Source organism: Streptomyces sp. NPDC006691 (genome assembly GCF_042869955.1).
Lineage (GTDB): Bacteria > Actinomycetota > Actinomycetes > Streptomycetales > Streptomycetaceae > Streptomyces.
Genome location: NZ_JBIAGW010000001.1, coordinates 485536 through 497404 on the forward strand (window position 1 = coordinate 485536; position 11869 = coordinate 497404).

The 11869-nt window shown below is 71.3% G+C and carries 11 protein-coding genes; 6 read left to right on the forward strand and 5 right to left on the reverse strand.

What is annotated here, in order from left to right; all coding sequences use genetic code 11:
- Window positions 1–86 precede the first annotated feature (86 nt).
- Together ACFYNP_RS02145 and ACFYNP_RS02150 are read left to right on the forward strand one after the other, a co-directional pair.
- Window positions 87–2288, forward strand: a complete 2202-nt coding sequence (locus ACFYNP_RS02145) for a SpoIIE family protein phosphatase (protein WP_388781757.1) — start codon at window positions 87–89, stop codon at window positions 2286–2288.
- 178 nt (window positions 2289–2466) lie between these two features.
- Complete coding sequence (locus ACFYNP_RS02150) at window positions 2467–3447, forward strand: hypothetical protein (RefSeq protein WP_388781760.1); 981 nt, start codon at window positions 2467–2469, stop codon at window positions 3445–3447.
- A 48-nt stretch (window positions 3448–3495) separates the two neighbouring features.
- On the opposite strand, the gene ACFYNP_RS02155 is transcribed toward ACFYNP_RS02150, so the two are convergent.
- The 5 genes from ACFYNP_RS02155 to ACFYNP_RS02175 all read right to left on the reverse strand — a co-directional run bounded on the left by ACFYNP_RS02155 (window position 3496) and on the right by ACFYNP_RS02175 (window position 7610).
- The gene (locus ACFYNP_RS02155; RefSeq protein WP_388781763.1) at window positions 3496–4572 is read right to left on the reverse strand and encodes an AI-2E family transporter; all 1077 of its coding nucleotides are present in this window, start codon (window positions 4570–4572) and stop codon (window positions 3496–3498) included.
- A 340-nt stretch (window positions 4573–4912) separates the two neighbouring features.
- Window positions 4913–5869 (reverse strand): pirin family protein, encoded by a 957-nt coding sequence (locus tag ACFYNP_RS02160; protein ID WP_388413662.1) that lies wholly within the window; start codon window positions 5867–5869, stop codon window positions 4913–4915.
- Window positions 5870–6056: 187 nt separating this feature from the next.
- Window positions 6057–6518 (reverse strand): SseB family protein, encoded by a 462-nt coding sequence (locus ACFYNP_RS02165; protein ID WP_388413664.1) that lies wholly within the window; start codon window positions 6516–6518, stop codon window positions 6057–6059.
- Window positions 6519–6562: 44 nt separating this feature from the next.
- The gene (locus tag ACFYNP_RS02170; protein WP_388781766.1) at window positions 6563–6778 is read right to left on the reverse strand and encodes a DUF397 domain-containing protein; all 216 of its coding nucleotides are present in this window, start codon (window positions 6776–6778) and stop codon (window positions 6563–6565) included.
- Entirely contained in the window at window positions 6759–7610 is an 852-nt protein-coding gene (locus ACFYNP_RS02175) for a helix-turn-helix domain-containing protein (RefSeq protein ID WP_388781769.1), read from the reverse strand. Before ACFYNP_RS02175 ends, ACFYNP_RS02170 begins: the two co-directional genes overlap by 20 nt.
- 119 nt (window positions 7611–7729) lie before the next feature.
- Here ACFYNP_RS02175 and ACFYNP_RS02180 point away from each other — a divergent pair, with 119 nt between their 5' ends.
- The 4 genes from ACFYNP_RS02180 to ACFYNP_RS02195 all read left to right on the forward strand — a co-directional run bounded on the left by ACFYNP_RS02180 (window position 7730) and on the right by ACFYNP_RS02195 (window position 11744).
- On the forward strand, window positions 7730–7948 hold the full coding sequence (locus ACFYNP_RS02180; protein WP_388781772.1) for a hypothetical protein: 219 nt from the start codon (window positions 7730–7732) through the stop codon (window positions 7946–7948).
- 115 nt (window positions 7949–8063) lie between these two features.
- Complete coding sequence (locus ACFYNP_RS02185; RefSeq protein ID WP_388781774.1) at window positions 8064–9893, forward strand: acyl-CoA dehydrogenase; 1830 nt, start codon at window positions 8064–8066, stop codon at window positions 9891–9893.
- Between the two features lie 220 nt (window positions 9894–10113).
- Window positions 10114–11409: a M18 family aminopeptidase gene (locus ACFYNP_RS02190; RefSeq protein ID WP_388413675.1), complete on the forward strand. Its 1296-nt coding sequence runs from the start codon at window positions 10114–10116 to the stop codon at window positions 11407–11409.
- Window positions 11410–11528: 119 nt separating this feature from the next.
- Window positions 11529–11744, forward strand: a complete 216-nt coding sequence (locus ACFYNP_RS02195; protein ID WP_189764787.1) for a DUF6458 family protein — start codon at window positions 11529–11531, stop codon at window positions 11742–11744.
- The last annotated feature ends 125 nt before the right edge of the window (window positions 11745–11869 follow it).

Sequence of the window (11869 nt, forward strand, 5' to 3'; positions counted from 1 at the left end):
AGCGGCCCCCTCGCGGCCCGCTCACGGTCCGGTACGCGGCCGGCTCTCGGTGGCGGCGGACCCCGGGATCTTCTTAAATAGGGGCAATGCGCACAGAGGACGTCCTGGCCGCGATCGCGACTGGCCTGTGGCGCTGGGACAACGGATCCGGGACGGTCACCCTCGACGCGGAGGCCGCCCGGCTCCTCGGCCTGCCCGCCAAGCCCGCCACCCTGACGGAGTCCGCCGTACGCTCCCGGTTCCACCCCGTCGACTGGAACGAGGTCGACGGCATCGTGAACCTCGCCGTCGCCGAGGGCACCCTCGCCGAGGTCCGGCTGCGGATCATGGACGAGCACGGCCACGTCCTGCGCACCGTACGCAGCCGCTCCAAACCCGTCATCCGGGGCGGGGACTACCTCCTGATCGGCACCATCCAGGAGGTCGCCGAGCCCCAGCCCGGCACCACCGCGGCCCACCCCTCGATCACCGGCGACTGGCGGCGCTCGCGGGAGGCGTTCCTGCTCGACGCGGGCCGCGCGCTCGCCGAGGCCCGCTCCACCTCCGAGGTGCTCCGGGTCGCCGCGTCCCTGTCCATGCCGGGGTTCTCGCCGGACGGCCTCGCGGTGTTCGGGGTGGCCGGCGAGCGGCTGACGATCATCGGGCACCACGGGCACAACCCCGGGGACGACGGCCCGTTCACGGACATGGCGCTCGACACGGACTATCCGGCCGCCGACGTCGTGCGCAACGGGCGGGCGATCTATCTGCCGTCGCCGCAGGAGTACCGGCGCCGCTTCCCCGCCACCTGGCCGCTGGCCCAGCGCTTCGACCGCCACTCGTGGGCGTTCGTGCCGCTGATCGTCGCCGGGCGCACGATCGGCGCGTGGATGGCCGCGTTCAAGCACCCTGTCGCCTTCACCCCCGACGAGCGCTCGGTCCTCACCACGGTGGCCCGCATGCTGGCGCAGGCCCTGGCCCGGGCGGGCGAGGCGGAGAGCGAGCGGGAGCTCTCGCTCGGACTCCAGCGCGCGATGATGCCGACGCTGGGCCCCGAGATCCCCGGCATGACGGTCGCCGCCCGCTATGTGCCGACCGGCGGCGGCCTCCAGGTCGGCGGCGACTGGTACGACATGATCCCGCTGCCCGGCGGCGGCTCCCGCACGGACGGCGACGGCGGCAGGTTCGCCCTGGTCATCGGGGACGTACAGGGCCATGACGTGCGCGCGGCCGGCCTGATGGGCCAGCTGAGGATCGCGCTGCGGGCGTACGCGAGCGAGGGGCACAGCCCCGACGCCGTCCTCTCGCGCGCCTCCCGCTTCCTCTACGGGATCACCGAGTCGTACGGGGTGCCCGACCCCTACGGCGACGGCTACGAGGACTACGCGCCGCGCTTCGCCACCTGCCTCTACATCGAGGTCGACCCGGCCACCGGCACCCTCGACATCGCGCGGGCCGGCCACCCCGACCCGGTGATCCGCACCGCCGACGGCACCGCCCTGATCCGCTCCACGGCGGGCGGCCTGCCGCTCGGCATCGAGGCGGACTCCGACTACCCGACGACCCGGCTCGTCCTCGACCCGGCCGAGACGATCATGATCTGCACGGACGGTCTGATCGAGACCGGCGGCCACGACATGGCCAGCGGCTGGACGCGGCTGCGCCCGGTCCTGGAGAAGCACACCGGGGACAGCCTGGAGCAGCTCGCCGACGAACTGGTCCAGGCCGTGCACGGGCCCTCCTCGCACCACACCATCGGCCCGCTGGTGGACCGCCGCGAGGACGACATCGCGCTGCTGCTCCTGCGCCGCAACGCCGTCACCGGCCGGACCGGTCCCGCCTCGCCCGCGCCGGTCCGCCGCACCGCCCTGACCGTCGCGCAGGCGGAGCCGGAGCACATCGCGAGCGCCCGCCGCCAGTTGCGCGAGCTGCTGCACGACTGGGCGGACGAGGAGCAGGTCGACTCGGCGGTCCTGATGATCTCCGAGATGATCACCAACGTCCTGGTCCACACCGACGGCGACGCCCTCCTGGTGGCCGAGGCAAGGGGCCCCCTCGGCACCCGCCGGCTGCGCGTGGAGGTCGCCGACGCCAGCGACGAACTCCCCCACCGCCGCCGCCCCGGCGAGATGGCCTCCAGCGGGCGGGGCCTGATCCTGATGGAGATGCTGGCGGACGCGTGGGGCGTGGACCCCCGCGGCGACGGCAAGTCGATCTGGTTCGAGCTCTACGAGACGGGGGCGGAGAGTCCGTCGGATGCGGGGCCCGAGGAGCGGCCCGACCAGGGGCCGAGCCGTCCGACGGGATGACGGCGGAGGACTCCGGGCCGTCCTGAAATTTGAATGCGTTCAAGATCTTTGCACAGGGGCGCCGCGCAGGGGCCGGTTGTAACCTCATGATCGACGCCGAGAGCCGTGGGGCCGCGTCTGCGGGGCCCCTCGTCCGCGGAGACGGGCGGGGATCGCGTCGGGGGAGGTCCGGGGGAGCATGTCCGAAGCAATCCGTCGCCGTTCGGCCGGCACGCGGGCCGCGGCGGCGGTCGTGGCCGTCGTACTGATCGGGGCCGGGCTGGGCGCCTGGCTCCTGCTGCGGCCCGGGGACGGCTCCGGGTCCTGTGACCGGCTGCTCAAGGACCGCCGGGTCCAGGCCGCACTGGGCGCCCAACAGGGCCTCGGATGCGCCGACTTGGGGGAGGCCGTCAAGCGGGCCACCGCCTCCGCCGGAGGGACCGGGCAGCACAGCCTCCAGCAGGCACAGGCCATGAAGAACGTTCTCCTCGCCCTCGCCGACGACGGCGGGCCGGGCGTCGACGGCCGCGTGACGGTTCCACTCGCCGAGGCCGTCGCCGACTACGCCGACGACACCCACGCCGTTCTCGGCCCCGGCGACGCCGACTACGCGCGCCATGGCCTCGCCGCCGACGCGCCCTGGCAGGACGGGAACGGCGTCCACCTGGCCGTGGACCGCACCACCCTGCTCCGGGCCCTGGGCGCCCTGTCCGCCGAGCCCACGTCCTACGCCACCCTTCGCGCCGCCTCGACCCGGCGGGCGGCGCGTGAGCTGGCCTCCCCCGGCACCGATCCCGTTCCCGCCGTCCATCCGATGCGCAACGCCTGGGTCCTGGGGTCGTTCGACGCGGTGGCAGACCATGCCCGCAAGGCACTCGGCAAGGAGCGGCTCGGCACGTGGGACCGGACGGTTCAGAGCGTGCTCACCGCGCCCATGGCCGCCACGATCCCCCCGTACGCTCAGGACCCCGCGGGCCACGTCCTCGCCACCTGGCAGCGGAGCCTGCGCACCGCTCAGCCGGGCGCCGTGTTCACGCGCCTGGAAGAACAGGGCGTCCTCATGACACGGGCCTGGGGGGAGGCGCGGGGGACCGGCGCGGGCGAGTTGTCCTCCCTGGTCGGCCAGGCCCGTGACGTGGCGGACCATGCGCGCGGCGAAGGTCTTCGCTCCCTGAGCTGAGCACCCGCCTACTCCGCTACGGGGCCGGCTACTCCGCTACGGGGCCGGCTACTCCACTACGGGGCCGGCGTCCTCGGGGTCGGCGGAGTAGCGGTCGCGCAGTTCCCCCACCACGGCGAACCCGGCCGCCGCGACCGGTACCGCCAGGAGCATCCCGACCAGGCCCGCCACGCTCGCGCCCGCCGTCAGCGCGATCATGATCATCGCGGGGTGCATCTGGACCGTACGGCTCTGGATCACGGGCTGGAGGATGTGCCCTTCGAGCTGCTGCACGGCGAGCACGATCCCCAGGGTCCACAGCGCGGTGCCGAAGCCCCGGTCGGCCAGCGCGACGAGCACGGCGACGGCGCCGGACACGAAGGCGCCGAGGTAGGGGATGTACGCCCCGATGAAGACCAGCGCGCCGAGGCCGAGGGCGCCGGGGACGCGCAGGATCAGCAGGCCGACGGTGATGCAGACGGCGTCGATGAACGCGATGAACGTGGTGCCCCGCATGAACCCCTCGACCGCCTCAAAGGCCCGGCGGGCCATGGCCTCGACGACGTCCCCCGCGCCGCGCGGGGCCAGGGTGTGGGCGAGGCCCACGGCCCGGTCGGAGTCCTTGAGGAAGAAGAAGGTGAGCAGGAGCGCGAGCACGCTGGTGGCGAGCAGCGAGCCGATCAGGCTCAGCCCTTCGAGCACCCCGCTCGCGGCGCCCGCGCCGAACTTGGCCAGCAACTGCTTGGCGTTGTCGGCGAGGTTGGTGACGCCGTCCCCGCCGGCCACCCCGAAGTGGTCGGCGACCCACTGCCCCGCCTGCTTGAGCGAGGCGACGATCTGGTCCCCGGTGTCGAGCAGCGCGGTGACGACGACGTATCCGGCACCGCCGACCACCGCGACGAGCGCGACGCAGGTCAGCGCGGCGGCGATGGACCGCTTCAGCTTCATCCGGATCAGCCACCGGTGTACGGGTCCGAGCAGCGCGGTGCCGAGCAGGGCGAGCAGGACGGGCGTGACGGCGGTCTTGAAGATGATGCAGAGCCATACGGCGACGGCGACGACGCCGCTGACGAGCAGCACGACCACGCACCAGGCGGCGGTGCGACGGGCGGCTTCGGGCAGCGGATACGGCCGGGACGTCTCCATCCCGCCAGCCGACCATGGCCCGCGGGGCCGCGCCTCAGGAACGGGTCCGCCCGGGTGACGCCCCGTCAGCTACCGCTACCCCCAACCCGCTTTCGCCCTCGCGCCGCGCGTGGCTGCTCGCGCAGTTCCCCGCGCCCCTGGCAGTACCGGTACTGGGGCACCTACAGCCCGTCCGGCGATTGAGGACGAGCGCCGTTCAGGCGCGAACGGGGGTGCAGGGGGCAGAGCCCCCGCCCGGGGTCTGGGGCGCAGCCCCAGGGCTCAGCTCACCCAACCCGCCGCACGGGCGGGCGGGAGGGCAAACCCCCCGGGGCTGGGCGGAGCCCCAGGGGGCCCGGGGTTACATCCCGTGGACGGCCGGGATCGAGCCGAGGCGGCCCTTCTGGAAGTCCTCGAAGGCCTGCTCAAGCTCCGCCCGCGTGTTCATGACGAACGGCCCGTAGTGCGCCATCGGCTCCCGGATGGGCTGCCCACCGAGCAGCACGACCTCCAGGTCGGGCGCGTTGGAGTCCTGCTTCTCGTCCGCGCGGACGGTCAGCGAACCGCCCTCGCCGAACACCGCGGTCTGCCCCATGTGCACGGGCCGCCGCTCCGCGCCGACCGAGCCGCGCCCGGCCAGCACGTACGCGAGGCCGTTGAAGTCCTCCCGCCACGGCAGGGTCACGGACGCGCCCGGCCGCAGCGTGGCGTGCACCATCGTGATCGGCGTGTGCGTGATCCCGGGGCCGTCGTGCCCGTCCAGCGAACCCGCGATGACCCGCATCAGCGCGCCACCGTCCGGGGACGTCAGCAGCTGGACGGAACCGCTGCGGATGTCCTGGTAGCGCGGGGCCATCATCTTGTCCCGGGCCGGCAGGTTCACCCACAGCTGGAGCCCGTGGAAGAGCCCGCCCGACATGACGAGCTGCTCCGGCGGCGCCTCGATGTGGAGCAGACCGGCTCCGGCCGTCATCCACTGGGTGTCACCGTTGGTGATCGTGCCGCCACCCCCGTTGGAGTCCTGGTGGTCGAAGATCCCGTCGATGATGTACGTGACGGTCTCGAAGCCGCGGTGCGGGTGCCACGGGGTGCCCTTGGGCTCGCCCGGCGCGTACTCCACCTCGCCCATCTGGTCCATCATGATGAACGGGTCGAGGTACTTGTAGTTGATCCCGGCGAACGCGCGGCGCACCGGGAATCCCTCCCCCTCGAACCCCTGCGGAGCAGTGGTCACGGCAAGGACGGGACGGGCCGCGGCCCCCTCCGGCGCGGCTACGCGCGGCAGGGTCAACGGGTTTTCGACGGTCACAGCAGGCATGGGACGGCCCTCCTTGCGGGGATGCTCTACGTTCAAAGTAGTTGAATGGTGAACAGCTTGCAAGGCGTGCCCATTCCCGACCCCTTCCGGCCGCGCCCCCGGACGCGCTTCCGGGCCGCCCCGGACACGCTTCGGGCCCGCACCCCAAGGGGTACGGGCCCGAAGAACCAAGGGTCAGGCGGTACGGCTATCCGTACATCCGCCGCATCGCGAAGTCGACCATCTGCTCCACGGCCTTCGCGTCGAAGACCATCCGGTGGTCGCCCTCCATGTCGAGCACGAAGCCGTACCCGGTGGGCAGGAGGTCGATCACCTCGGCGCCGGTGATGATGAAGTACTTGGACTCCTTGCCCGCGTACCGGCGCAGTTCCTTCAGCGAGGTGAACATCGGGATCACCGGCTGCTGCGTGTTGTGCAGCGCCAGGAACCCCGGGTTGTCACCGCGCGGGCAGTACACCCGGGCCCCCGCGAAGATCTGCTGGAAGTCCTCGGCCGAGAGCGAGCCCGTGGTGAAGGCCCGCACCGCGTCGGCGAGCGAGGGCGGCGACGGCTCCGGGTACAGCGGCTGCTCCCCGTAACCGCCCTGCATCTGCTGCTGCGGCGGGGCGTACTGCTGCTGTGCGCCCGGGTTCTGGTCGTAGCCGTACATGGCCCCAAGACTACCGACGCGGGGTCCCGGCGGACAGCGCGATCTCAGGCGCGAAGCGCCGCGCCCTTGACCGCCTGAACGAACGGCACCCAGGCCCCGGCCGGGATGATCAGCGCGGGGCCGCTCGGCACCTTGGAGTCCCGTACGGGGACGACCCCGGGGAGGTTGTCGGCAACCTCGACGCAGTCGCCGCCGCTTGAGTTGCTGTACGTGCTCTTACGCCAGTAGGCGGCGCTCAAGTCATAGCGATTGCTTGCCATTTCGGTAGTCCTCTGCCGCAACTTGGAGAAGGGACAGGGACACCTCCGGCGGCAAGGCGGCGGCCCTCAGCAGATCGTAAGACCTGCGGTAGTCCCTCACGAGGGGGGCAAAATCAATGATTTGGCCGCTGTGAATACCCTCGGTGTAAGCGAGCGGCGGCGCGGCCGGGAAGGTCATGAGCTTGACCATGCCCATCATGAGCGGATAACCGGCAGCGGTTTCCGGGAGGACCTGCAAAACCCCGCGGGCCTGCACGACTATCCGCACGATGTGCTCCAGCTGGTCGGCCATCTGGTCAGGGGGCAACAAGGGCCGCCGGACCAGGGTTTCGTGCAGGATCACCCAGGCCGCTGGAGGTTCTTCCTTCGCCCATAGCTCCGCGCGCTCCATCCGGGTCGTGAGCTGCTTCTCGACCGTGGCCGGGGGTAGCCATGGGCTGCCGGTTCGAATGACCTTCGAGGCGTAGGCCGCCGTCTGCAACAGCCCCGGCACCAGCATGGGCGCCCACTCCTCAATGGTCTCGGCACCCCGCTCCATCTCCGCCACGTCAGCGAAGTACTCCGCATGTCCGGACTGCTTCGCACGGCGGGCGTCTTCACAGCGGCGCTGGAAAAAGCCGTCCGTACCCAGGCGCTCGTCCACGTGTCTGGCCAGATCCACCGGCATCCTGCGCTCGCCGCGCTCGATCTGGCTCAGGAACGGCACGCCGCGGAAGCTGCCCTCGGCCAGTTGCTCAAGCGTCAGGCCCGCCGCTTCGCGCTTGTAGCGCAGCTCCGCACCGTAGAAGGACGGCACATTCGCCGACGCGTCCGTGTCCTTGCGAGGGGGCACAACTCACCACCGCCATTTGCCAGTTGCCGAGCGCAATGGGAACCACTTCCGACGGTAGGGCACCCAGCGTCACTCTGTGAGGGGTTCGTCACACACCGCACTCACAGGAGGCACCCCCCATGAGCAAGACCCCCCTTCCGCCCCGCCGGGACGACACCTACGCCGTCGTCATGGAGCTGCGAGCCGCGCTCGCGGAGCACGGCATCACGCTCCCCTCCCTGGGGAGGGACTTCGGTACGCCACCGCTCGTCATCCTCGGGAACTGCAACGCCGCCACCGCGCGGGCGCTCGCCGGGGCGCTGGGGCGGGCGCCCCGGCAGGCACAGGCAGGTGCCTGACACGTCACAGTTCTCGGCCAGAGGTTGCGCGTTATTACCGGTGGGTAGCATCATCGGAGGTACTGACCTACTTGCTGGTAGATGTAACCGACACCCTGCTTACGGAGCCGTCGCCATGGGGCACTACAAGTCGAATCTCCGCGACATCGAGTTCAACCTCTTCGAGGTGCTCGGACGCGACAAGCTGTACGGCACCGGCCCGTTCGGGGAGATGGACGTCGACACCGCCAAGTCGATCCTGGAGGAGATCGCCCGTCTCGCCGAGAACGAGCTGGCCGACTCCTTCGCGGACGCGGACCGCAACCCGCCGGTCTTCGACCCCGCCACGAACACCGCTCCGGTCCCGGAGTCCTTCAAGAGCTCCTACAAGGCGTTCATGGACTCCGAGTACTGGCGGCTCGGCCTGCCCGAGGAGATCGGCGGCACCGTCTCGCCGCGCTCCCTGATCTGGGCGTACGCCGAGCTGCTGCTCGGTTCGAACCCCGCGATCTGGATGTACTCCTCGGGCCCGGCCTTCGCCGGCATCCTCTTCGCCGAGGGCAACGAGCAGCAGAAGAAGATCGCCGAGATCGCGGTCGACAAGCGCTGGGGCTCGACCATGGTCCTCACCGAGCCGGACGCCGGCTCGGACGTGGGCGCCGGCCGCACCAAGGCCGTGCAGCAGGACGACGGCTCATGGCACATCGAGGGCGTGAAGCGCTTCATCACGTCCGGTGAGCACGACATGGAGGAGAACATCCTCCACTACGTCCTCGCCCGCCCCGAGGGCCACGGCCCGGGCACCAAGGGCCTGTCCCTCTTCCTCGTGCCGAAGTTCCACTTCGACTGGGAGACCGGCGAGCTGGGCGAGCGCAACGGCGTGTACGCGACGAACGTCGAGCACAAGATGGGCCTGAAGGCGTCCAACACGTGCGAGATGACGTTCGGCGACCAGCACCCCGCCAAGGGCTGGCTGATCGGTGACAAGCACGACGGCATCCGCCAGATGTTCATGATCATCGAGTTCGCCCGCATGATGGTCGGCACGAAGGCGATCGCGACCCTGTCGACGGGTTACCTCAACGCCCTTGAGTACGCCAAGGAGCGCGTCCAGGGCAGCGACCTCTCGCAGTTCATGGACAAGACCGCGCCGAAGGTGACGATCACTCACCACCCGGACGTACGGCGCTCGTTGATGACGCAGAAGGCGTACGCGGAGGGCATGCGCTCGCTCGTCCTCTACACCGCCTCCATCCAGGACGCGATCCAGGTCAAGGAGGCGGCGGGCGAGGACGCGAAGGCGCTCGTCGGCCTCAACGACCTGCTGCTGCCCATCGTGAAGGGCTACGGCTCGGAGAAGTCGTACGAGAAGCTGTCGTCCGAGTCGCTCCAGACCTTCGGCGGCTCCGGGTACCTCCAGGAGTACCCGATCGAGCAGTACATCCGTGACGCCAAGATCGACACCCTGTACGAGGGCACGACGGCGATCCAGGGCCAGGACTTCTTCTTCCGGAAGATCGTCCGGGACCAGGGCGCGGCCCTGAACGCCCTCTCCGAGGAGATCAAGAAGTTCCTCGCGGAGCAGAACGGCAACGCGGAGCTGGGCGGCGCGCTCGACTCCCTCGCCAAGGCGGCCGTCGACCTGGAGGCGATCGTCGGCACGATGATCACCGACCTCACGGCGACGGGCGAGGACGTCAAGAACATCTACAAGGTGGGTCTGAACACGACCCGTCTGCTGATGGCCTCGGGTGACGTGGTCGTCGGCTACCTGCTCCTCAAGGGTGCGGCCGTCGCCGCCGAGAAGCTGTCCTCGGCCTCCGCGAAGGACGTCCCGTTCTACACCGGCAAGATCGCGGCTGCGAAGTTCTTCGCGGCGAACGTGCTGCCGGGTGTCGGTACGGCGCGTGCGCTGGCCGAGACGGTGGACAACTCCCTGATGGACCTGGACGAGGCGGCCTTCTAGGCCTCCGCCGAGGGAGGGGCTCGGGGTGGTCGGACCCCGGGCCCCTTTCGGCATGCCCGGGTCCGGCCCGGAACCCGGCCTTCCGTGGGGCGGGCGGGGGTGGCCCCCGCCGGATCGTTCGGCCCCCGTCGCGCAGGCGAAAGGGCAGATCCCCGGGGCCCAAACGGGGCAAGACGCTCGGGGCCCGAAGGCGGGGGCGGGCCGCCGCTAGGGTGGCGGCATGAGCACACCGCCCCGCTTCGACCGCGGCCACACCGACGACCTGATGACCTTCCTCGCGGCGAGCCCGTCGCAGTACCACGCCGTGGCCAACGCAGCCGCTCGCCTGGAGAAGGCCGGGTTCCGGCAGGTCCAGGAGACGGACGCCTGGGACGGCACGCACGGCGGGAAGTACGTGCTGCGCGGCGGCGCCATCGTGGCCTGGTTCGTGCCCGAGGGCGCCGAACCCCACACCCCGTACCGGATCGTCGGCGCCCACACCGACTCCCCGAACCTGCGCGTGAAGCCGCAGCCGGACTCGGGGGCGTACGGCTGGCGCCAGGTCGCCGTCGAGGTCTACGGCGGGACGCTGCTCAACACCTGGCTCGACCGCGACCTCGGCATCGCGGGCCGCCTCACCCTCAAGGACGGCAGCCACCGCCTGGTCAACGTGGACCGCCCGCTGCTGCGCGTGCCGCAGCTCGCCGTCCACCTGGACCGCTCGGTGAACACCGACGGGCTCAAGCTCGACCGCCAGCGCCACCTCCAGCCGATCTGGGGCCTCGGCGACGACGTGCGGGAGGGCGACCTCATCGACTTCCTGGAGCAGGAGGCCGGGCTCGCCGAGGGCGAGGTGGCCGGCTGGGACCTGATGCTGCACTCCGTCGAGGCGCCCGCCTACCTCGGCCGCGACCGGGAGCTGGTGGCCGGGCCGCGCATGGACAACCTGCTGTCCGTGCACGCGGGAGTCGCCGCCCTCGCCGCCGCGTCCGGTGCCGACGAGCTCCCCTTCATCCCGGTGTTCGCCGCCTTCGACCACGAGGAGGACGGCTCGCAGGCCGACACCGGCGCCGACGGCCCGCTCCTCGGCAACGTCATGGAGCGCTCGGTGTTCGCCCGCGGCGGCAGCTACGAGGACCGTGCCCGCGCCTTCGCCGGGACCGTCTGCCTGTCCTCCGACACCGGCCACGCCGTCCACCCCAACTACGCCGAGCGGCACGACCCCACGCACCACCCGCGCGCCAACGGCGGACCCATCCTCAAGGTCAACGTGAACGCCCGGTACGCCACCGACGGCGCCGGCCGTGCCGTGTTCGCGGCGGCCTGCGAGCGCGCCGGGGTGCCGTGGCAGACCTTCGTCTCCAACAACGCGATGCCCTGCGGCACCACGATCGGGCCGATCACCGCGGCCCGGCACGGCATCCAGACCGTCGACATCGGCGTGGCCATCCTGTCGATGCACAGCGCGCGCGAACTGTGCGGCGCGGACGACCCGTTCCTGCTCGCCAACGCGCTCACCTCGTTCCTCGCCGACTGAGCCGACCGGTACGGGCGGAATGCACCCTTGTGCCCGAACCCGCTTGCCGCACACGGGGGTTGGCCGTCCGGGGCCCGGGTACCCGGACGGTCCACCACCTTTTCACGGAGGCGAGATCCATGGGCCTGGGCGGCTGCATCATCCTCATCGCGGTGGGGGCCATCCTCACGTTCGCGACGGACTGGCACACGAGCGGTGTGAACGTCCACGTCGTCGGCCTGATACTCATGGCCGTCGGCATCATCGGCGTCGCCGTCTTCACCAGCGTGCTGCGCAGGCGGCGCATGGTGCCGGGGGCGACCGTCGTCGAGGAGGACCGCGACCACCTGATGTGAGACCCGGGACGCCGGCCGCCGTCATGGCGGCCCCGCGCCGCCCGTGCGCCGCGACCACCTCGTGTGCCCCGTGCGCGCGCCCCGCGTATCCTCGACTGTCCGGGCCCTGACCAGGTCCGGGTGGG

Excerpts from the sequence above, each read along its gene's own strand:
- ACFYNP_RS02195 (WP_189764787.1), top strand. The coding sequence starts at position 11,529 with ATGGGCCTGGGCGGCTGCATCATCCTCATCGCGGTGGGGGCCATCCTC.
- ACFYNP_RS02160 (WP_388413662.1), bottom strand. The coding sequence starts at position 5,869 with ATGCCTGCTGTGACCGTCGAAAACCCGTTGACCCTGCCGCGCGTAGCC.
- ACFYNP_RS02165 (WP_388413664.1), bottom strand. The coding sequence starts at position 6,518 with ATGTACGGCTACGACCAGAACCCGGGCGCACAGCAGCAGTACGCCCCG.
- ACFYNP_RS02190 (WP_388413675.1), top strand. The coding sequence starts at position 10,114 with ATGAGCACACCGCCCCGCTTCGACCGCGGCCACACCGACGACCTGATG.
- ACFYNP_RS02155 (WP_388781763.1), bottom strand. The coding sequence starts at position 4,572 with ATGGAGACGTCCCGGCCGTATCCGCTGCCCGAAGCCGCCCGTCGCACC.
- ACFYNP_RS02180 (WP_388781772.1), top strand. The coding sequence starts at position 7,730 with ATGAGCAAGACCCCCCTTCCGCCCCGCCGGGACGACACCTACGCCGTC.
- ACFYNP_RS02185 (WP_388781774.1), top strand. The coding sequence starts at position 8,064 with ATGGGGCACTACAAGTCGAATCTCCGCGACATCGAGTTCAACCTCTTC.
- ACFYNP_RS02170 (WP_388781766.1), bottom strand. The coding sequence starts at position 6,778 with ATGGCAAGCAATCGCTATGACTTGAGCGCCGCCTACTGGCGTAAGAGC.
- ACFYNP_RS02145 (WP_388781757.1), top strand. The coding sequence starts at position 87 with ATGCGCACAGAGGACGTCCTGGCCGCGATCGCGACTGGCCTGTGGCGC.
- ACFYNP_RS02150 (WP_388781760.1), top strand. The coding sequence starts at position 2,467 with ATGTCCGAAGCAATCCGTCGCCGTTCGGCCGGCACGCGGGCCGCGGCG.